This is a genomic window from Thauera sp. (genome assembly GCF_035444905.1).
GTDB lineage: Bacteria > Pseudomonadota > Gammaproteobacteria > Burkholderiales > Rhodocyclaceae > Thauera.
The window spans coordinates 25,056-45,395 of the sequence record NZ_DAOMPS010000018.1 but is presented as its reverse complement, the minus strand read 5'-3'; the positions used below and the strand labels follow the sequence as shown (position 1 = coordinate 45,395).

The 20,340-nt window shown below is 72.6% G+C and carries 16 protein-coding genes; 1 reads left to right on the top strand and 15 read right to left on the bottom strand.

Annotated features, from left to right (window positions below; genetic code table 11):
- Positions 1 to 18 precede the first annotated feature (18 nt).
- From PLC66_RS10315 to PLC66_RS10245, 15 genes are all read right to left on the bottom strand, one after another.
- On the bottom strand, positions 19 to 2,541 hold the full coding sequence (locus PLC66_RS10315; protein WP_324540027.1) for a phage tail protein: 2,523 nt from the start codon (positions 2,539 to 2,541) through the stop codon (positions 19 to 21).
- A complete protein-coding gene (locus PLC66_RS10310) occupies positions 2,541 to 4,844 on the bottom strand; it encodes a putative baseplate assembly protein (protein WP_324540025.1) in 2,304 nt (767 codons plus the stop codon). Before PLC66_RS10310 ends, PLC66_RS10315 begins: the two co-directional genes overlap by 1 nt.
- Before the next feature lies 1 nt (position 4,845).
- Positions 4,846 to 5,247, bottom strand: a complete 402-nt coding sequence (locus PLC66_RS10305) for a GPW/gp25 family protein (RefSeq protein ID WP_324540023.1) — start codon at positions 5,245 to 5,247, stop codon at positions 4,846 to 4,848.
- The gene (locus PLC66_RS10300) at positions 5,244 to 7,064 is read right to left on the bottom strand and encodes a hypothetical protein (RefSeq protein ID WP_324540021.1); all 1,821 of its coding nucleotides are present in this window, start codon (positions 7,062 to 7,064) and stop codon (positions 5,244 to 5,246) included. Before PLC66_RS10300 ends, PLC66_RS10305 begins: the two co-directional genes overlap by 4 nt.
- Complete coding sequence (locus tag PLC66_RS10295) at positions 7,061 to 7,747, bottom strand: phage baseplate assembly protein V (RefSeq protein WP_324540019.1); 687 nt, start codon at positions 7,745 to 7,747, stop codon at positions 7,061 to 7,063. The genes PLC66_RS10300 and PLC66_RS10295 overlap by 4 nt, the downstream gene beginning before the upstream one ends.
- On the bottom strand, positions 7,747 to 8,838 hold the full coding sequence (locus tag PLC66_RS10290) for a phage late control D family protein (protein ID WP_324540017.1): 1,092 nt from the start codon (positions 8,836 to 8,838) through the stop codon (positions 7,747 to 7,749). Before PLC66_RS10290 ends, PLC66_RS10295 begins: the two co-directional genes overlap by 1 nt.
- A 10-nt stretch (positions 8,839 to 8,848) precedes the next feature.
- Positions 8,849 to 9,040 carry a hypothetical protein gene (locus tag PLC66_RS10285; protein ID WP_324540015.1) on the bottom strand — a complete coding sequence of 64 codons (192 nt, stop codon included), beginning with the start codon at positions 9,038 to 9,040 and terminating at the stop codon, positions 8,849 to 8,851.
- 18 nt (positions 9,041 to 9,058) lie between these two features.
- Entirely contained in the window at positions 9,059 to 10,237 is a 1,179-nt protein-coding gene (locus PLC66_RS10280; protein WP_324540013.1) for a CIS tube protein, read from the bottom strand.
- A gap of 10 nt (positions 10,238 to 10,247) precedes the next feature.
- Complete coding sequence (locus PLC66_RS10275) at positions 10,248 to 10,760, bottom strand: phage tail protein (RefSeq protein WP_324540011.1); 513 nt, start codon at positions 10,758 to 10,760, stop codon at positions 10,248 to 10,250.
- Complete coding sequence (locus PLC66_RS10270) at positions 10,760 to 12,325, bottom strand: hypothetical protein (protein WP_324540009.1); 1,566 nt, start codon at positions 12,323 to 12,325, stop codon at positions 10,760 to 10,762. Before PLC66_RS10270 ends, PLC66_RS10275 begins: the two co-directional genes overlap by 1 nt.
- Before the next feature lie 92 nt (positions 12,326 to 12,417).
- Complete coding sequence (locus PLC66_RS10265; protein WP_324540007.1) at positions 12,418 to 12,861, bottom strand: phage tail protein; 444 nt, start codon at positions 12,859 to 12,861, stop codon at positions 12,418 to 12,420.
- Between the two features lie 17 nt (positions 12,862 to 12,878).
- Entirely contained in the window at positions 12,879 to 14,627 is a 1,749-nt protein-coding gene (locus PLC66_RS10260; RefSeq protein ID WP_324540005.1) for a phage tail sheath family protein, read from the bottom strand.
- A 63-nt stretch (positions 14,628 to 14,690) separates the two neighbouring features.
- Positions 14,691 to 15,509: a hypothetical protein gene (locus PLC66_RS10255; protein ID WP_324540003.1), complete on the bottom strand. Its 819-nt coding sequence runs from the start codon at positions 15,507 to 15,509 to the stop codon at positions 14,691 to 14,693.
- On the bottom strand, positions 15,506 to 16,093 hold the full coding sequence (locus PLC66_RS10250) for a Pvc16 family protein (protein ID WP_324540001.1): 588 nt from the start codon (positions 16,091 to 16,093) through the stop codon (positions 15,506 to 15,508). The genes PLC66_RS10255 and PLC66_RS10250 overlap by 4 nt, the downstream gene beginning before the upstream one ends.
- 74 nt (positions 16,094 to 16,167) lie before the next feature.
- Positions 16,168 to 16,422 (bottom strand): hypothetical protein, encoded by a 255-nt coding sequence (locus PLC66_RS10245; protein WP_324539999.1) that lies wholly within the window; start codon positions 16,420 to 16,422, stop codon positions 16,168 to 16,170.
- A 428-nt stretch (positions 16,423 to 16,850) separates the two neighbouring features.
- On the opposite strand from PLC66_RS10245, the gene PLC66_RS10240 reads away from it, so the two are divergent.
- Positions 16,851 to 20,339 (top strand): transglutaminase family protein, encoded by a 3,489-nt coding sequence (locus PLC66_RS10240; protein WP_324539997.1) that lies wholly within the window; start codon positions 16,851 to 16,853, stop codon positions 20,337 to 20,339.
- Position 20,340: the final 1 nt, after the last annotated feature.

Sequence of the window (20,340 nt, the reverse complement as noted above, 5' to 3'; positions counted from 1 at the left end):
GCGGAACGGGGCGGGCGGCTAGCCGAGCAGGCGCCAGCGGTATTCGGTGAGGTGGCGGCCCGGGGCGGCGTGCGAGCCGCCGCCGTCGAGCACGAAGCTGCGGCCGTGGGCGACGCGTGCGTCGGCGCCGGCGTCGGCGACCGGCAGCGGCAAGGGCGCGAGCGTCGCCGCCGCGCCCGACAGGCGCGGATCGAGGCTGGCGACGCCGAGCACGCGGTCGCCGTGGCCGAGCGTGCTGTGGTCGGCGCGTGCCGGCTGCGGCGGTCGCGGCGGGCCGAGCCAGGTGTCCACACCGACCAGGCTGGCGATGCCGGTGAGCAGCGGCCAACTCGCGCGCGCGATCTGCACCTCGACGTGGGCCGGCGCCTCGAGCTCGATGATGCGGCGCAGCAGGCCATCCGCGTGTTCGGCGGCCGTGCTGTCACCCTCCTGCTCGCCGTGCAGCAGCACCAGCGTGCGGTAGGCCAGCCGCTCGTAGAAGGCGCGCACGGCGGCGCGCTCGGCGGCGCTGGCGACCTCGTCGCGGAACAGCGCGAGCAGCTCGACGCGCTCGGCCTCGCCCAGGATCAGGGTGTCGCCGACCACCGAGTTGCCGCTGATGACCAGGCCGGGCAGCAGCGGATCGTCCTCGACGTTGAGGTCGACGCCGAGCAGCGTTGCCAGCAGGCGGCGGATGCGAAAGCCCTCGATGACGACGATGCGGCCCGCGCGCACGCCGCCGTCGGTGGCGAGGTCGAGCGCCAGCAGCAGGCCGTGCCGCGTGCCGTGGAAGCGCGCGAGCTCGGCCGCATGGCGCAGCCAGTCGCGGCGCCGCGCGGCGGGTAGCGCGGGGTCGAAGGCGACGCCGATCCAGCTCCCGAGCCAGTCCAGCCCGGGCTCGGCGACGGTGTCGGGGTCGGTGAGCAGATGCGCGGCGGCGACGCGGTCCTCGAGCGCGGTGAGCCAGCCTTCGACGTTGCCGAGGAAGCGTTCGAGGAAATCGGCCGGGGTGCTCTGTGGCTCGCCGGGGGCGACGCGGGCATCGGCAGCGGCACCGAACTCGGTCTCGTGATAGAGCCGCGGCAGGTACTGGTCGCGAACGGGGAAACGCGGGCCGTAGGCGCGCAGCGCGGCGATCTCGGGCGAGTCGCGGCCGTTGCCGTGCAGCGTGATGCGCACCCACAGGTAGCGCCCGCGCAGCGCACGCACCCGCCGCCCGTGGCGTTGCACGAGCACCGTCCATAGGCCGGCGCGGCCGGGCTGCGGTGCGCCCCAGGCGCCCAGGCCGGGATGGCCGGGCAGCTCGGACGGCAGGCGCTCCCAGGCGGCGCGCGGCAGCGGCCCTGCGGGCAGTTCCTCGGCCGGCACCGCGCCGAACACATGGGGTTCCCAGTCGACGACGCCTTCGGGCGAAGGCTCGGCGGTGGCGGCAAGCCACACCACGAAGCCGCACTCGGCCGGCAGGCGGGCTTCGGCATACAGGCGATGCCATACGGTGGCGGCATCGCCACTGTCGATCAGGTGCGGCGGGCCGGCGCCGAAGTTGGCGGCCTCGCCACGGCGGGCGAGGCGCGACACCGACAGCCGGTGCAGCGGTTCGAGTGCCGGACCGATCACCGGATAGTGCGGCGGCTGGTCGAGGCGGTGGGCGAAGGGGGCTTCCTCGGCCTCGGGCTGCAGCGGATAGATGTCGCCACTGGCCTGCAGGGTGAGGGCCTCGCCGGTGGCGCGTGGGCGGAACACCGGTGCGTCGCGCCGGCCCGGCACGCGCACGGCGATGCCGCCGTCGCCGAGCCAGTCGAGCGCATAGGCGAAGCGCAGGCCGGCCAGTGTCTGGGCGGCACCGAGCGCGCGCGCGTCGGCCTCGAGCAGGCGCAGCCGGCATTCGCCGTCGCCGAACCAGGACAGCAACGCGAGGCGACCGTCCGGGTGGGCGGCGATCGCCTGCGGTCGTTCGCCCGTCGGCCAGGCCAGCGCGGGCGCCAGGTGCAGGCGCGGGGCGTCGGCGTTCTCGGGGTCGGGACGGAAGGTGGTGGCGGCATAGTCCGCTGCCGGGCGCGCGGCCTGCAGGCAGCCGCGCAGGCGCGCCAGGCGGCCGCTGCCACGTTCGAGCAACCAGGCGCCGCCGCCGGCTGCCGCGGCGACGCGCCAGGCCTGGAAGCCGGGGGTCGGCAGCACGAAGTCGGGCCAGCGGCCGCGCAGGTCGTGCAGCAGCAGGCGGCCGGCGAGCGCGACGTAGAGCACGTCGTCGTGGCCGGGGGCGAAGTCCTGCAGGCGCTCGGGCAGCTCGAGCAGGGTGGCGGGCGCGGGCAGGTGGCTGCGCACCTGCAGCGCGCTGGCGGCCTCGTCCCACCAGGCGGTGGCGCCTTCACGGTCGATCGCATGCGGCAGGCGCTCCAGCGCCGAAGCTGCGATCGCGGCGGCGTCGGCCACCATGGCGCCGAGGCTGCGCTCGCTCGACAGGTGCAGTGCGCGGCAGGCGCTGCGATAGTCGACATGGCTGCGCGCCGGCCAGTGGTGGTCGTCGGCGAGTAACCAGAAGCGCTGGCGGTTGGCGTCCATCAGCACACCTCGGGCACGACCGGCACGGCGACGGCCGTGTCGTCGGCGAAGGGGTTGGGCAGCGCCGCGAGCGAGCCCGGCGCGGCGTTGGCGCTGCCTGCGGCGACCTCGATCACCAGCACGCTGAGCAGTTCGGGCAGCTGCCAGGGCGCCAGCTCGAGCTGCTGCGAAGCGTCGACCGTGTTGCGCGTCAGCAGGCGCCAGGTGGTCTCGCCGTCGATCTGCGCGCGTTCGAACAGGTTGAGGCCGGCGACCTCGGCCACGCCGGCGACGCGCGACACCTCGACCTCGAGCTCGCGTTCGCGCACCGGGCGGCGCAGCGGCCAGCCGCTGCCGGTGGGGCCGAAGGGTGGCAGCGGCCACAACAGGCGGCGCAGGGCCTCGCGCACCTCGAACAGCACCGCGTCGCGGGCGAAACCGTCGCGGATGACCACCGCCACCGACAGGCCGAGGGCGAGGTATTCGCAGCCGATCACGTAGCACTCGGTGGCAAGCGGCGTGCGTGCGGCGAGATGGGCGTGCACCCGCTCGATGAAGGGGCGGTCCGGGCGCGGATTGGGGGCCGGGCCCAGCGCGCGCGCCGGCAGCACCATCACGCTGACCACGCCGGGCACGTCGAAGCGGCGCTCGCGCGGCTTGAAGCGCGGCAGCACGTCCACCCGGCCGACCTCGGTGCCGGGCACCTCCTGCGCCAGGCGGCGATAGTCCTCGGCCGTCACCGCGCGCTCGCGATGGCGCAGCAGGGCCGGGATGCGGCGCTCGGCCAGGGCCAGGGTCTCGGCGTCCTCGCCGCCGGCGCTGGCCAGCGGCTGATGCACCTTGATCGCCGGCAGCGCGCGCGGGCTACCCACCACGCGCGCGCTGGCGAGCTCGGTGAGGCTGCCCGCCGGCAGATTGCCCGCCCGTCCGCCGCCGAAGCGACCATGGGCGAGACGGACGCGCATCTGGCGTTCCGGCACGCGGCCGCGCACGCCATCGCCGAAGCGCAGCGTGCCGGCCTCGGCGTCGAGCTCGAAGGCGCCGGTCTCGCGGGCGACGACGGGGTCGGCGGAGATCGCGGCGAGCTCGTCGACCCGCCGCCATTCCCGATAGCCGCGGCCCGGCTCCTCGACCTCGATGCGCAGGCTCGCGGCATCGACCGAGCCGGCGGGTAACTGGAAGACCTGGTCGGCGGTGCCGGTGGACACGCCGAGCACGCGGCCGCCGATCGTGCTGCGCTGGTCAGCCTCGACCGCATTGACGCCGACCCAGGACAGCTTCAGGTGTTCGACGCCGCTGCCCGGCCGCGGCCGCAGGCGCAGCCAGCCGATCAGGCGCGCGGCGCGTTCGGGGTCGTCGAGCCGCGGCGGGTTGTCGCCGACGCCGGCGCGTGGGTTGTCGCCGACGTCGTTGGACGGCGCCCAGATCAGGGACTCGTCGGGCATCGGCAGGCGCAGCACGCCCGGGCGGGTGAGGCCGGCGGTGGTGTCGTTGAGCGTGCCGGGCAGGGGGTCGATGGTGAGGTAGTCGGCATCGACGCCGTTGGCGCCCTGGGTCACGATCTCCCACATCACCGGGATGCGGGCGCGTGGCCCGATCTCCTCGAACAGCGCCGGCGCGGCGATCGCCGGCACCACGCCGACCGACAGCAGGGCGGTGGCGCCGCTGTCGCCGCCGCCGAGGGCGCTGCGCGCGGCAGCGGTGACCGCGGCCTGCTGCTCCGGTCGCGCCGCGGGCGCGAGCAGGGCCAGCCACAGCGCGCGGTCGATGCTGTCGGCGAACACATCGACCCCCTCACCGACCGCCTGGCCGTTCTCGAACAGCGGCGTCACCTGGTAGCCGCGCGCCGCGCCGTCGATGCGGTGCACCCGCTGCAGGCCGTCGATGAGCTCGGCGAGGCGGGCACTGTCGGCCTCGTCGAGCGGGCGCTTGTAGCAGGCCTCGGCGCTGATCGGCAGCACCGTGGTCTCGGCCAGGGTCTCGAAAGGCTGCGGCCCCTTGATGACGGCGCCGGCAGCGAGGGTGAGCGCGGCGAGCTCGGTGGGCTGGGCAAAACCGAGGCTGAGGATGGCCGAGGCCGGCTGGGCCGGGCGCAGGCCCTGGCCGAGCAGCTTAAGGAACACCAGGCGCTGGCGCTCGGGGATCAGGTTGGCGCGATACAGCAGCGCATCGCCGAGCCAGGCGAAGAGCTCGAGCAGCGTGCGGCCGGGGTCGCCCAGGCGCGGGTGGGTCCACTCGGGCGTGTGCGCCGGGATGCGGGCAAGCAAGTCCTCGAGCAGGTCGTCGAAGCTGCGGTCGTCGAGGCGGGGTGGCAGGATGGGCATGTCAGCCTTCCTCCAGTCGGACGGTCACCGCCACTGCGCCGGGGCTGCCGCTGCGGGCGAGCCGGTAGGCGATCTCCACGCGCAGTTCGGTCGGGCGGTCGGGGACTTCGAGCACCTCGACGCGGTCGAGCAGGATGCGCCGTTCCCAGCGCTCGAGCGCCGCGCTGACCCAGTCGCGCAACTGGCGGCGGGTGGCGAGGTTGTTGGGCTGGTGCAGCAGGCGGTCGACGCCGGCGCCGAACTCGGGCCGCATCAGCTGCTCGCCCGGCCGCGTGCTGAGGATGATGCGGATCGACTGGCGCACACTGGCCTCGGGTGTCGGCCAGTCGAGGCGGCCGTCGGCATCGGGCACGGCGAACAACGGCCAGCCGACGAGCGGGCGGGGGAGCGGGCTGGTGCTCATCCGCCACCTCCACCGCCCTCGCCGCCCCCCTTCTTGGGGAAGGGGATGCAGATCTTGAAGAACATCATCCAGCGCAGGAACAGATCGAACAGCGACAGGAAGATGTTCAGCACGATGAAGGCGCAGATCGTGATGATCGGGATGTTGAAGCCGCAGATCCAGCCCAGGCCCAGGCCCTCGCCGGCGGGCTTCTTGCCTTCGAGCATGTCGAGCGGGTCGCCCGACAGCAGGTGCTGCATCGAGGCCGGCACGGTGAAGGCGACATTGGGCTTGAGTTTCCTCAGCGTGGCCTTGTCGGTGGGGTCGGGCATCGCCACCTGGGTGGGCGGCGCGCCGCTGCCCTCGTACCAGGGCGCGATGACGAAGCGCGGGCTGTAGGCGCTCCACACCGTGCGTGCCGGGCAGGGGCCCTCGGGCTTGAGGCGCACGAAGGCGCGCAGCACGTACTGGGCGTCCTGGTCGTCGTAGCGTCCGGCCTGGCCGCTCAAGGCCTCGAAGCGGCGCAGCAGGCAGGCGTGCAGCGCCAGGGCGAGGCGCTGGGCGGTGGGCGTGTCGAGCGCGGGCCAGCCCAGCGGCATCGTCGGCGGATCGGCCGGGGTGTCGCCGTCGAGCAGGATGGCGGTGGCAACGCGCAGGAAGGCGCCAGCGGGCGTCGTGCCTTCGATCGGCTTGCCGGCGGCGTCGGCGAGCGGCAGGCGGATGCCGTCGAGCACCTGCATCAGCGCGTCGGCCTCGGGGGCATCCTCGAAGGCGCCGAACTCGACCGCGAGCTGGCGCAGCAACAGCAGCAGGCGCTGCATCGCGCTCTGATCGGCGCCCGGGGTGCGCGCGAGGGAGGCGAGGTCCTCGGTCACCAGCCGCCCCGGGCGCGGGAAGCTGTCGGGAAGGCCGCGCAGAGTACCGACCAGGTGCGTGGTGAAGGCGCTCGAGCTGGCGCCGAAGCCTTCGTCGTCAAAGGCGGGCGCACCGCCCTCGGCGCGGTCGCTGCTGCTGGTGGGAACCAGGCCGTAGAACAGCGTGGCGCCGGCGGCGGTGCACACCTCGGGTGGGGCGACGAACATCGGCACCACGTCCTCGCTCAGCACGGCGTCCTCGTGGGCGCTGATCAGGGCCAGGAGCTCGCGGTCGAGGGCGGGCTGGCGGGTGCCCGGGCGGCTCAGGCGCCGGCGGGCGTCGGGGTCGTGGCGCGGCGGCAGCGGCGCCTCGCTGCTGTCGACCTGCACCCAGCCACGCACGCCGTCGGCGGCGCGCATCCAGCCCTGGCGGATCTCGCGGCCCTTGTCGCTGCGCAGGCGGCGGATCACCAGCCCGGCCGACTCAACCTTCGCCGGGTCGATGCGCGGCAGCCCCGGCGTGTCGCAGCGCGCTTCCATGACGGCGAGGTGAAACTGGCGCTGGATGGGCTGGAACAGCTTGAGCACCGTCTGGCCCCGCACCGCGCGGTGGAGAGTGTCGAGCGCGGCGGCGCTGCCCTTGCCGCTGGCAGCCTTCTCGGCGCCGCTGTTGGTCGCGGGGGCCTTGAGGCGCGCGCCCGGCAGGCCGAGCCGGCCGCTGGCGGCGCGCAGCGAATCAAGCAGGCCGCGACCCGCAGCGCGTTTGCTGGTCGGGCGCGTGTCGGCGCCGGCGGCCAGCGTGACGCTCCGCGCCAGGTTGTCGCGCAGCGCGCTGCGCGCACCGGGTTCGCGCAAGGCGGCGAGCACGGCGGGGATGAAGTCGTCGTCACTGCGTTGCAGGATGGCCGGCGCACCGCAGCCTTCGGCAGGCCAGGTGGCGATGTCGCGCGGCGGTCCGAGCAGGACCTCGTGGGGGTGCCTCACCATATGTTCCCCGCTCCCGGTGTGTAGCTGGTCGACACCACCGCCGTGGTCTGCAGCATCTCGCACTTGACGATGCCGGAGAACTTGGCGATCGCGGTATTCACATTGACCATGCCGGCGGTGATGTCCACCTGCGGTGCGTCGATCTTGAGCTTGGCCGAGGCGGTGAAGGCGATGCTGCTCGAATCCATCACCACGCGGTTGCCGTTGCTGTCCTCGACGGTGATCGTGCCGGGGCCGTCGCCGAGCGTGACCTTCTGCCCGGCGGGGGTCTCGAGCACGAGCTTTTCCTGACCCTGCTGGTCGTCCAGGGTCACGACCACGCCGTTCTTCGAGCGGATGCGCTTGAAGCGGTTGCCCTCGCTGCCCAGATCGGCCGGGGCGGCGGCGCTGCCGTTCCACAGCCCGCCCAGCACCAGCGGGTAGCGGCTGTCGCCCTGCACGAACACGACCAGCACCTCGTCGTCGACATCGGGCATGAAGAAGGCGCCGCGCTGGTCGCCGGCGAAGGGGCAGACCACACGCGCCCACAGCGGCGCGTCCTGCTGGTCGGCGCCGTCGAGCGCGAACAGGCGCACCTGCACGCGGTTGAGCGACTCGGGGTCGTCGAGGCTGACCACGCGCGCCAGGGTGGCGGACTGCATCCAGCCGGTGGCGGCGAGGAAGTGCGGGGCGCGGTCCATCAGCGGCCTCCCAGCCAGGCGCATTCACCGACGAACTCGGTGCGGTAGCCGGCCTGCATGTCGTAGCGGTGGCGGGCCTCGACGACGTAATAGGTGTTGTCGAAGCGCGGCGACAGGCCGCTGACGGCGACATGGGTGCCGACGCGCAACTGGGCGTTGCCCTCGGCGATGCCGTCCAGGCGCACGAAGCGGCGCGCGCGCTGGTCGAAGGCGGCGGCGGCGACCGCGCTCGCCTCCTCGTCGGTGGCGAGCGCGAGATGGCCGAGGTGTTCGCTGCGCGCCTCGAGCGCGCGCGTCAGCCAGTCTGCGCCGCTGGTGCCGCTGCCCGGGCCGGCGTGGGCGCAGCGGGTGGCCTCGCCGCTGACGGTGCTGCCGCTGACCGGGTTCCAGCCGCCGGCGGTGACGCGGCTGACCTGGTGGGCGAGGTCGGCGGTGACGCGGGCGCGGGCGAGCTGGCCGTGCAGCTCGAGGCTCAGCTCGCCGCGCCGGACCTCGCCGCGCGGCGCGACCTGCAGCTCCTCGCCGACGATCTGAAGGTCGGCGTCGAAGCGCCCGAGCAGGCGGCGCAGGAAGGCGAGGTCGCTCTCGTTGAGCTGGGCCCAGGTCGCCACCGGGGCGTCCAGGCCCTGCACCGTCGGCCGCAGGCCCAGTTCGCCCGCCACCGCGCGCACCACCGCGGCCGGGCTCATGTCGGTGAATACCTTGCTGCGGCGGGACAGGCGCGCACGGCCGAGCGGATCCTCGGCGAGGACGACGAGCTCGGGCGGAGAGCCCTGCACGAACTCGGCCTCGAGCGCGCTGACCACGCCGCGGAACAGCTCGCGCGCCTGGGCCTCGTCGCCGGCATAGACCTCGATCGCGGTGCCCAGCGCCAGCCGGCTGCCGTCCTCGAAGGCGGGCTCGGCGTTGCCGTCACGCGTGCTCGCCCAGTTCGAGAAGCGCAGCTCGGCGGTGCTCATGCCGCCTTCGGACTCCTCGATGCACATGCCGATCAGCAGCTCGGAGGCGCGCTCGTCGGCCTGGCCGGCCAGGCGCAGCGTGGGGCGCGCGCGATAGACGGCGGTCTGGCTGACGGAGGTCTCGGTGCTCATGGCGCCGCTCCTAGTCCGCCTGCCAGCGCAGGCGGCGTTCCTCGCGCAGGCGCAGTTCGCGCCGGATCTGCTCGGCGAGCGCGGCAAGCAGCGCAGGGTCGAGGCCACCCCCGGCGGCACCGGACTCGCGGCCCGGCTCGCGTTCCGCCGGCTCGCGCTCCGGTCGGATCTGGGTGTGCATCTCTTCGATCATGATCGGCATCGTGCTGTCCTCCTCGTGTCAGCGGCCGCCGATGACGAAGTCGGCTTCCGCGCCGACCTCGGCACGCAGGCCGCCGCTGCTGGCCGTGAGTCGGCCACCGGCGGCGACGCCGCCCGCCGAGGCGCCGAAGCTGGCGTTCGTCGGGCCGGGCAGCAGCGCGGCCGTGTTGAGGCTGCGCGTGCTCTGGCTGGTTTCCAGGCGCAGGCCGGAAAAGCCGGCGCTTGCGCCGGCACCGGCGCTGAAGCCTGCGCCTGCGCTCGCACCCGCACTCAGGCTCGCGCCGAAGCCGGCACTGGCGCCCGCGCCCAGCGACAGGCCGCCTCCGGCGGACAGGCCAAGGCCGGCGCCCGCACCCGCACCCAGGCTCAGCCCGCCACCGCCACTGGCGAAGGCGGCGGGCGGCAGCAGGTTGGCGCCGGCGCCGGCGGACAGGCCGGCCGAGGCCGACAAGCCTGCCCCCGCCGAGGCCGAGAAGCCCGCTCCGGCCGACGCGCCGATGCCAGCGGAAAATCCGGCGCCTGCCGCAAAGCCCGCGCCGACCGAGGCGCCCACAGCGAGGCTGGCGCCGGCGCCGAAGCGCAGGCTGTCTGCGCCGTTCGCGGCTGCGATGGCGCGTGCGGCACGCGGATCGCCCGCGGCGTTGGCCACCCCTTGCGCGCCACCGGGGCCGGCGCCGTCGTCCGCGCCCGGCGCGACCACCGGCTCGGGTCCAAGGTTGGCGTCGACCGAGGCCGGGCTCGCGGTGCCGCTGTCGAAGACCACGTCCTGGCTCGACAGCGTGAGGTTGATCGAGGCGCGCAGCGGCACGCCGCCGGCGGCGAAGAAGTCGATCGTCTCCTTGTACTGCTCGACCATGCCGGTGAAGGCATAGGCGCCCCAGCTGAAGCGCACCGTCGGTGGCACGTTCTTGCCGCCGCCGGCCGCGACCGGCTGCAGCAGCTTGGCCATCTTGTTGGTGGTGACGCGCACGTCCTCGCCGCTGTCGGTGGTGTCGAACACCAGGTCCATCGTCAGCTTGGCCGTGGTCTGGCTGACGTACTGCTTCTTCTTGGCGCCCTTGCCTTCTTCCTTGAGGGTGTTGGCGACGGTGTATTGCAGGCTGGCCGGGTTGAAGTGCACCGGCACGCTGACTTTCTCCCCGGTCAGCGTCTCGAAGCTGGCGGGCTCGTCGATGAGTTCGGCAGGCAGCTGCGGCATGGCCGGCTCCTCAGCTCACCAGCACCAGGCCCTCGTGGGCCAGGTGCAGTTCCTCGATGCCGACCTCGGTGCCCTTGGCGTTGAGGTCGGCGGCCTTGAACTTGACCGGCAGCGCGCGCCGCAGCGCCCAGCGCAGCACCGGCTCGTCGCGGCCGTTGCGCATTTCGATCTCGACCTCCATGCGGTAGGCGTAGGCGCCGGCGGCGACGGTGGCGAACCAGTCCCACAGCTCCTGGCGGCCGTTGCGGGTGCGCGTCATGCCGCGCTTGAGCACGACGGTGGCGAAGCTGACCGGGCCGGCGCGCTGCACCGCGCCGTAGTTGGCGCCGCCGACCTTGATCACCTTGGGTTCCATGCTCGCCTCGAGGCCGCTGCATTCGGCAAAGGCGCCCTGGCACAGCGGCACCTCGGCGCCGGTCGCGCCCTTGATCGGCTGCTTGCGAAAGCTGACATGAAAGCGGAACACGCCGAGCGGGGCGGCGTCGAGCCGTTCCTGGCGCGCGCTGTCGAGCGGCTCGGCCATCACGCCACCTCCAGCGCGGGCGCGGTGGCCGACGCGCTGCTGCCGCCACCCAGTTCGAGGACCACGGTGATGCGCTCGATGGCGGCGAGCGGCAGCAGGCTCACCTCGACGCGCAGGCGGCCGTTGTCGAGGTCGTTCTGCGTCATCGTCGTCAGGTCGCAGCGCACGCTGAAAGCCTCCGCCGGGTCCTTGCCCCCCAGGCCACCCTCGCGCCAGAACGCGGTCAGCGTGTGTTCCAGGCTGCGCGCGACGCTGTGCCACAGGGCTGGGCCGCTGGCCTCGAACAAGGCGTTGCTGCCCACCGTGCGGGCGGCGCGCAGCACGGCGCCGAGCAGGCGGGTGACGCCGCCGGCGCGCCAAGCTTGGTCGGCCGCGGTGCTGACGTCGGACTGCAGGGCCCAGCCGCCAGGCTGGGGCGCGATCACGCACACGCGGCGGGCGAGGGCGTCGCTCGGGCTGGGGGCGATGGCGCTCCACGGCAGCACCGGCTCGCTGCCCGACACCATCGGCAGCGGCGTGCCGGCGATCGAGCGGAAGGTGCCGCGGGCCAGCGCGTTGTGGGCGATGAGGCCGGTGAGCAGGCCTTCGGGCGGCTCGAGTTCGCCGGGCAGGTCGCGCGCCTGCGCGGTTCGGAGCCAGGGCCAGGCGAGCTGGATGAAGGCGCTCGCGGTGCCGGTGCCGGCGGTGTCCGGCGCGGCGAGCACGCCGGTCTGCTCGAGGTGGGCGAGGTAGTCGGTGCGGGCCTGGGCGTCCGCCTCGCTGCCAGGCTGGTGCAGGTCGCGCGTCGGCAGCGGCAGGCTGGCGACCAGCAGCTTTTCGCGATGGTGGCGGGCGAGCTGCAGCCGCGCCTGGCCGAGGGCGTTGCGCCAGGCCGCGAGGCCGGCCGCATCGCAGCGCGGCGGGGCGAGGTCGCGCAGGCCGATGTCCTGCTCGACCGCGGGCGCGGCGTTGTCGCTGCAGGCGACGAAGACTTCGGGCGAGGAGGGCGCCTCGATCGCCACCGCCAGCGTCTCGGGCGGCGCGGCGCAGAGGTCGGGCAGGTCGGGCAGGCACACCAGGCTGACCTCGGGCAGGCCGTGCAGATGGCCCAGGCCGTGCCAGGACGAGGGGTCCATCGCGCTCGCCTGCGGGGCGAGCAGGGCGGCGAGGCGCTCATCGCGGCGGGCGGTGCGCTCGGTGGTCGGCTCCAGCCAGGGCCAGGGATCGCCGCAGCGCACGATCAGCGCGCGCCGGCCGCCAGTGGCGAAAAAGCGCCGCACCGCCGCGCCGAGCGCGCTGGCGCAGTGCTGGCGGCCGCCGCCGAGCGGACGTTCGTCCCAGGCATAGAGGGCGTCAAAGGCGGTCCAGCCGTCCACCGCCACCGGCAGCTGCAGCAGGCTGTCGATCTCTGCCGCCGGTCGCGCCCAGGGGCCGTCGGTCCAGCGCGCGCGCGCCAGCGCCGTGCGCACCGCCGCCGGCAGCGCGCCGGGGCGGCGGCCGACGAAGCCGACGAAGCAGGCGATGTCGACCCGGTTGGGGTCGGCCTGCAGCGCCGGGGGGGCGATCTCGAAGGCGAGGCCTTTCATGGTGGCGTTACGCTCGGTTAGGTGGCCGGTGAAGCGGCGGGTCGGGTGCCGGATCAGGTGCCGGATCAGGTGCTGGATGAGGCGGCCATCGATCAGGCCTGGATTTCGAAGCCTTCGGCCGACAGCACGATCTCTTCCATTGCCACGTCGCCGCCGCCCTTGCCGGCCAGCGTGGGGCCGGTGTACTTCATCGGGATGCAGCCGCGCAGGAGCCAGGTGCGCACCGGGTTGCGAGCCTCGTCCATCAGGGTGATGGCGACCGTCTTCTGCGCCGCCGGGCCGTCGGTGCGCGTCTGCTCGATCCAGGCCCACAGGCTGTCGAAGTTGACGATGCCGCGCTTGCAGGTGACGTCGCTGACCTTGTGGATGCCGGCGACCTTGCGGACATGGTTCTCCTTGTCGTTGCCGGCCCGGTATTCGGCCACCGTGACCTCGGTACCGATGCCGGAGACGTCGGAGAAGCCGCCGAACTCCTCGCCACCGTCGAAGTTGACGATGAAGTTGAAGGCGCCATAGGGCGTGATGCGCTCAGCCATGATTCAGTCCCCCTCGATCAGGCACGGGCATCGGCGGTCTTCTGGCCGATGCGGAAGATGACGAATTCGGCCGGCTTGATCACCGCCACGCCGATCAGGCAAACCAGGCGACCGTTGTCGAGGTCGTTCTGGGTCATGGTGCTGCGGTCGCAGCGCACGAAGAAGGCTTCCTCGGTCTTGGTCCCGAGCAGGGCGCCGTTGCGCCACTCGTTGTAGAGGAAGTCGGAGATCGTCTGCCGCACGTTGGCCCACAGGCGCTCGCCGTTGGGCTCGAACACCGCCCACTGCGTGCCGCGGTCGATCGAGGACTCGAGGTAGTTGAAGTAGCGCCGCACGTTGACGTACTTCCACTCCGGGTCGGACGAGGCCAGCCTCGCGCCCCACACGCGAAAACCCCGCCCGGACAGGTAGCGCAGGCAGTTCACCCCGATCGGGTTGAGCATCTCCTGCTGGGCGAAGTTGATGTCGAGCTCGAAGCGCAGCGCACCGCGCACGACCTCGTTGGCGGGCGCCTTCCACACCCCGCGCTCGACGTCGTTGCGGGCGTAGATGCCGCACACGAAGCCCGACGGCGGCAGCGCCAGCTCGCGCGGGATGTCCTCGCGCCCCGGGCGGGCGAGCGGGTTGGAGACCACCACCCAGGGGTAGTACACCGCGGCGTAGCGCGAGTCGATCAGGCCGCGCAGGGTGCGTGCCTGGCCGGGCAGCTGGTCGGGCGGCAGGTCGAGCACCGCGATGCGGTAGGCGCGGCGGGATTCGGCATGCGAGATCAGCAGGTTGTTGATGGCCTGGGCGTCGGCGTAGGCCGAGGCGCCGGGGGCGGCGACGATGGAGATGTCCTCCAGGCCGGCGAGCTCGCCCAGCGCCAGCGCGTAGTCGGCCGCGGCCGGCGCGGCGCCGTCGCTGCCGTCCTCGAGGCTGAAGCTGGCCTCGAGCTCGCCGGCGGCATTGCTCGCGGCGCCGGCGAACAGCGCGTTGCGCAGCTCGAGCGCGCTGACGCCGGCGCCGATGCTGATCGCGAACAGGTTCTGCAGGTGGTCGGCGCGGCGGCCGGGCGTGGCCGACATGACGTGGCCGACCCAGGCCGGGTGGCTGCGGTCGAAGCCCAGCCCCTCGTAGCTCAGGTCCTCGCCATCGGCGTCGATGGCGATCACCAGCAGGGTGGCCAGGCGCGGCGTGGCCGCGGCAAGTGCCGCCTCGTCCTCCGCCGCATCGCCCGGGCTGGCCGCCGGGTGCCAGGTCGAGCCCACCTTGAGGTGCCAGGCGGTGGCCGCGCCGGCGCCGGTGGCGAGCAGGCTGCCGGCAGGGGCGTTGGTCATCGCGGTGAGGGCGACCGGGGCGAGCACCTCGCGCACGATGATGCGGCCATTGCCGATGGCACCCGGAAAGCGCGCCTGGAAGGCGACCGCCTGCGCTGCCGGCGTGCCGTCGGCGGTGACGTTGCCCGTTGCGGCGGCGGCGCCACCACCGACCACGCGCGACACGTACAGGCGCGAGCCGCCTTCGTTGAAGAAGGCGCGCACGCCGTGGGCGAGGTAGTTGGTTGCGGGGCTGTAGTCGAAGTCGGCGATGCCACCGTAGATGCGCTCGAAGTCGCCGAAGCTGGTGAGCAGCTCGGGGACTTCCTGGGCGTCGGTGTCTACGCGGTAGGGGCCCTTGCGCGTCGGCCCGACGAAGGCCGTGGTGCTGGTGCCCACCCCTTCGATGGACTTGGCGCGGAAGCTGGTTTCCTCGACATAGACGCCGGGAGCAAGGTACTCGGGCATGGCTGGTCTCCTTTTATCGAGCGTGCCGGGCGGTATTCACGCCCAGATAAGCGGACTCCGATCTCATGGCAGGTCGAGGCCCAGGTTGAGGCTGAGGCTGGCGCGTGCGCGCAGCTGGACGTCGGCCTGCGCCGAGGGCAGCGTCGCGCGGCGGGTTTCGAGATCGACCGGATCCACGCAGGGGAGCTGCGCGGGCGGGCGACCGTTGCGCATCGCGGCCAGCGGCGTGCGCGTGCCGGCGGCGGGGTCGTGGCAGACCTCGAGCACGGCATCGACATGGGTGGCGACCACCGCGTCGGCGTCGGCCGACCAGGTGGTGACCGGCACGCCGGCCACCGCCACCAGCGCTTCGCCGCGCCAGTCGCTGAGGCCGCGCGCCAGCACCTGGCCGCCGGCGACGACGCGCAACAGGGCGCCACCGAGCACATCGCCACCGGGCTGGGCGCTGACACTGACGCGCAGTGCGCACCAGTTGGTGCCCAGGGCTGCGCGGGGCGCCGGGTAGAGCGGGATGTCGAGCGCATTGAAGATCGAGTCGGGCGCGTCGCCATCGGGGTTGCGCGGCAAGCTGAGCGTCGCCAGCCGTGGCAGGTAGCGCCCGCTCGGGTCGTCGATACGGATCATGAGGGTCTCGCTGCCGATCGCCGGGCTGGCCGGTGGCTGCAGGAACTCGGTGGCGTGGGCGGCGAGCCGCGTCCATTCGTGCACCACATGAAAGCCGCTGCGGTTGCGCACGATGCGCGCGCCCTCGCCCTGGAGCCGCAAGGGGGCCTCGATGGTGGCGCCGGTGGTGGCGTCGATCGGGCGCAGCGCGGCCAGCACCCGCCACTCGAAGCGCTCGAGTTCGTGCAGCTCGGGGGCGTGGGGCGCCGGCGTGCTCACGAGGCCTCCCGGCCATAGGCGAAGCGCGCGGCGACGACGCGGCGGTAGCTGGCGTCGTCGGTGTCGGGGTCGATGCGCACCAGCCGCGCGACCCAGGACACCGACAGGCGATAGGCCGGGCTGAGGGCGTCCCAGATGCGCATCAGGTCTTCGGTGGGCAGCTCGGAGGGCACGATCTGGATGACTTCCTCGCCATCCCAGCCGGCGTCCGGGGTCAGCGAGGAGGCATCGAGCACCGGGTACTGGTGCAACTGGCGCAGCGCCCAGGTCATCGACACCTGCTCCTCCTCGGCACTCATGCCCCAGGCGCTCATCAGGTAGTGCAGGTCGAGGGCGAGCGGGCCTGCGCCGGATTCGCCCTCGCGCATGCGCGGGCTCTGGCGGCGGTGCTCGTTGACCGCGATGCGGTACAGGAACAGCGTGATGCGGTTGCCCTCCTCGATGTCGCCGGCGAGCTGTCCGGCGCTCACCAGCTCGAAGTCGCAGGCCGGCAGCGCGCGCTCCGCCCCGGGGCCGGGGTAGGTGTTGCGCAGGAAGGTCACGATCGAGCTTCCCACCGAATGCACGCCGAAAACGTTTGCCATCGTTCGCCTTGCGCCTGTCCGTCCGTTTCCATGTCCTTGCTGTTTCGCTCGCGGCCTTCACCCATCGGGGTCGCTCAGTGCGGCCGCTCCGGATCCGGCCGCGGTGCCGCGCCATAGACCTGACGCCCGTCCGGCGTGTGGGTGACACGCACGGCGTGAAAGGCAATCAGGCGCTGCAAGGCGGTGTGGACCTCGTCTGCCGTCGCCTCCAGCCCCCGACTGCGCAACCACCAGCGCGCGATGCCTTCCTCGCTGTCGACCGCCTCGGGGTGGCACGCCAGGTAGGCTTCGATGGCCTCCATGAGCTCCTCGAGGTGGCGATCCTGCATGGCGGCGGACTCCCGATCCGGATTTCGGCGACACCTATGCGAAACGCGTGCCATGACTCGGTGATTGTCATGATTGCGAAGGGAAACAACGGCTTGCGAGCGATCAGCCGTATTCGTCAGGCGGTGCACGTGGGGGGCGAGCGGGTCATTCACGACCCAGGGCCACGACCCGGTGGCGGGCGAAGGCGCCGTCAGTCAGCCGCTTGGGGCGAGATGCGAGCGTCGGCGCGGTGGGTCGGCCTCGACCCGGTGCATGCCGTGAGCAAGCCTGGCACCACTTTGGTGCCCTCGCGAGCGGGCTTGGTGCGCGCGATGCGCGTTCGAGGGGCGTGATCCGGGCCAATGCACTGCAATGACGCCCTCGCGCCGCATCGCACGATTCTTGCTGTCGAGGTTGACCAGCATCCCCTGCCCTTCGCGAGGCCCCTGTGTCCATCCACGTCAAGCTGAACCACGTCACCCATTACCGCTACGACCGCCCGGTGACGCTGTCGCCCCAGGTCGTGCGCCTGCGCCCGGCGCCGCATTGCCGCACGCCGATCCTGGCCTACTCGCTGAAGGTCGAGCCGGCCGATCACTTCATCAACTGGCAGCAGGACCCGCAGTCGAACTACCTCGCCCGCCTGGTCTTCCCCGAGAAGACGACCGAGCTGCGCATCGAGGTCGACCTGGTGGCCGAGATGTCGGTCATCAACCCCTTCGACTTCTTCCTCGAGCCCGAGGCCAAGCAGATTCCCTTCGCCTACGACGAGGGCCTGAGCGTCGAACTGGCGCCCTACCGCCTGAAGGCGCCGGCCGCCGCGCTGGGGCCGAAGTTCCTCGACTACCTCGAGTCCATCCCGCGCGAGCCCTGCGCCAGCGTCGATTTCCTGGTTGCGCTCAACCAGCGCCTGCAGCAGGACATCCGCTACCTGGTGCGCCTCGAGCCGGGCGTGCAGACGCCGGAAGAGACGCTGACGCTGGCGAGCGGCTCGTGCCGCGACTCGGCCTGGCTGCTGGTGCAGCTGCTGCGCCACCTCGGGCTGGCGGCGCGCTTCGTGTCCGGCTACCTGATCCAGCTCACCCCCGACGTGAAGTCGCTCGACGGCCCCTCGGGCACCGAGGTGGACTTCACCGATCTGCACGCCTGGTGCGAGGTGTACCTGCCAGGCGCGGGCTGGGTCGGTCTTGACCCGACATCGGGGCTGTTTGCCGGCGAAGGCCACATCCCGGTCGCGTGCACGCCCGAGCCCTCGTCGGCGGCGCCGATCACCGGTTTCTCGGATGAGTGCGAGTGCGCGTTCGAGCACCACATGAAGGTCGAGCGCGTGTGGGAGGCGCCGCGCGTCACCAAGCCCTACAGCGACGAACAATGGGCTGCGATCGAGGCCCTCGGCCACCTCATCGACGGCGACCTGACGGCGCATGACGTGCGCCTGACCCAGGGCGGCGAGCCGACCTTCGTGTCGCTCGACGACCGCGACGGTGCGGCCTGGAACAGCGATGCGCTCGACCCGCACGATCGTGATGCCACCAAGCCGAGCAAGCGCACGCTGGCCGAGAACCTGATGTTCCGGATGAAGGAGCACTACGCGCCGGTCGGGCTGCTGCACTTTGGCCAGGGCAAGTGGTATCCGGGCGAGCAGCTGCCGCGCTGGTCGCTGAACTGCTACTGGCGCCGCGACGGCGAGCCGATCTGGCGCGACCCGGCGCTGTTCGCGCGCGAACTGTCCGCCACCGCGGTGGACGAGGCCACCGCCGGCCGCTTCCTTGCCCGCGTCGGCGAGCGCCTGGGCGTCGATACGCAGTGGATGATGGCGGCCTTCGAGGACGCCTGGTATTACCTGTGGCGCGAGCGTCGGCTGCCGGCCAACGTCGATCCGCACGATTCGCGGGTGGATGATCCGCTCGAGCGCGCGCGCCTGGCCAAGATCTTCGAGCAGGGCCTGAAGCAGGTCATCGGCCATGTGCTGCCGATCGTGCGTCAACATGTCGGGTCGGTGCGCTGGCAGAGCGGGCCGTGGTTCCTGCGCAGCGAACGCCTGTACCTGATCCCGGGCGATTCGCCGATCGGCTACCGCCTGCCGCTGGATTCCCAGCCGTGGGCGGGCAAGGGCGACTATCCGTGGATCCACGCCGCCGACCTCAACCAGGCTTTCCCCGCCTTGCCGGCCCATGCCGAGCTGCGCCAGCAGTTGCGGCCGACCGGCGTGACGGGGGTGGCGACCATCGGCGCCGACAGCGGGCTGGGCTTCGAGGCGCAGGGGGGCGGGTGGACGCCCGGCCGCGCCGAGCATGCCGGCTTCCATGACACGCAGGGCGAGGCTGCGGTGCCGCTGCCCGGCGCCGCGGAGGCGGCGCTCGCCAGCCGTGACGAGCGCATCGACCCCACCCGCCGTCCGGCGCCCTTCGAGTCCGCGGCCTGGATCACCCGCAGCGCGCTGTGCGCCGAGCCGCGCGGTGGCCTGCTGTACCTCTTCATGCCGCCGACGGTGGCGCTGGAGGACTACCTCGAGATCGTCACCGCGATCGAGGACACCGCCGCCGAGTTCAGCCTGCCGGTGGTGCTCGAGGGCTACGAGCCGCCGTCCGATCCGCGCCTGGCGAGCTTCCGCATCACCCCCGATCCGGGCGTGATCGAGGTCAATGTCCACCCGGCGGCGAGCTGGGACGAGCTCGTCGAGCGCACCACCACGCTGTACGAGGAGGCACACCAGTCGCGCCTGTCGACCGAAAAGTTCATGCTAGACGGCCGCCACACCGGCACCGGCGGCGGCAACCACTTCGTGCTCGGCGGCGCCACGCCGGCCGATTCGCCCTTCCTGCGTCGTCCCGACCTGCTGCGCAGCCTGGTGAGCTACTGGCACAACCACCCCAGCCTGTCCTACCTGTTCTCGGGCATGTTCATCGGCCCGACCTCGCAGGCGCCGCGGGTCGACGAGGCCCGCCACGACACCGTGCATGAGCTGGAGGTCGCCTTCCAGCAGTTCCCCGAGGTGGGCAGGCAGGTGCCGCCCTGGCTCATCGACCGCCTGCTGCGCAACCTGCTGATCGATGCCAGCGGCAACACCCACCGCGCCGAGTTCTGCATCGACAAGCTGTACAGCCCGGACACCGCGACCGGCCGGCTCGGCCTGCTGGAATTGCGCGCCTTCGAGATGCCGCCGCACGCGCGCATGAGCCTCGCCCAGCAACTGCTGCTGCGCGCGCTGATCGCGCGCTTCTGGCAGCACCCTTACGCGCCCGACCGCCTGCGGCGCTGGGGTACCGAGCTGCACGACCGCTTCCTGCTGCCGCACTGGGTGGCGGACGATTTCCGCGACGTCATCGACGAGCTGCGCGATTTCGGCTACCCGATGGAGTTCGCCTGGTTCGCGCCGCACTTCGAGTTCCGCTTCCCCAAGTACGGCGAGTTTTCCGCGCGCGGCGTCGAGGTCGAGCTGCGCATGGCGCTCGAACCCTGGCATGTAATGGGCGAGGAGGGCGCGCCTGGTGGTACCGTGCGCTATGTCGATTCCTCGGTGGAGCGCGTGCAGGTGAAGGTGAGCGGACTCAACGATGACCGTCATGTGCTGACCTGCAACGGCCGTGCCGTGCCGCTGCAGCCGACCGGCACGGTGGGCGAGTTCGTCGCCGGCGTGCGTTATCGCGCCTGGCAGCCGCCGTCCTGCCTGCATCCCACCATCGGCGTGCATGCGCCATTGGTGTTCGACCTCGTCGATGGCTGGATGCAGCGCTCGATGGGGGGCTGCATGTATCACGTCGCCCATCCGGGCGGGCGCAACCATGAGACCTACCCGGTCAATCCCTACGAGGCCGAGGGTCGGCGCCTGGCCCGCTTCACCACCACCGGCCACACGCCGGGCCGGATCACGCCCGCGGTGGCCGAGCGCAACGCCGACTTTCCCTTCACCCTCGACTTGCGCCGACAGGGCTGAA